The sequence below is a fragment of the Streptomyces sp. WM4235 genome (genome assembly GCF_001279725.1).
In the GTDB taxonomy this organism is placed as follows: Bacteria; Actinomycetota; Actinomycetes; order Streptomycetales; family Streptomycetaceae; genus Streptomyces.
Genome location: NZ_LGDE01000283.1, coordinates 1 through 463 on the forward strand (window position 1 = coordinate 1; position 463 = coordinate 463).

Annotated in this window: 1 protein-coding gene; it reads left to right on the forward strand. The window is 69.8% G+C overall.

The window, feature by feature from the left end:
- A partial coding sequence (locus ADK55_RS19675; RefSeq protein WP_159041477.1) for an AMP-binding protein occupies positions 1–463 on the forward strand: 463 nt, incomplete at both ends.

Consider the following 463-nt stretch of genomic DNA (forward strand, 5'->3'; position numbering starts at 1 on the left):
CGACCCCGCCGTCATCTCGGCACTCTCCCGGCAACACGCCGTCACCATGCTCCAACTCTCCTCCAGCCTCTTCAACCACCTCACCGACGAACACCCGGACACGTTCTCGAAGGTCCGGATCGTCTACACGGGCGGCGAGCCCGCCTCCCCCACCCATGTCCACCGACTCCATCTGCTGCACCCCCACCTCACCATCACCAACGGCTACGGCCCCGCCGAGTCGATGGGGTTCACCACCACCCACACCGTCGAACCCACCACCGAGCCGCCCACGGGCACGGTCCCGATCGGCCGCCCGCTCATCAACAAGCACGCCTACGTGCTGGACGTGCGGCTGCGTCCGGTTCCGCACGGCACCACGGGCGAGCTGTACCTGACGGGCGACGGCCTCGCCCACGGCTACCTGGCCCAACCCGCCACGACCGCCTCGCACTTCGTGCCCCACCCCTTCGGTCCGCCCGGC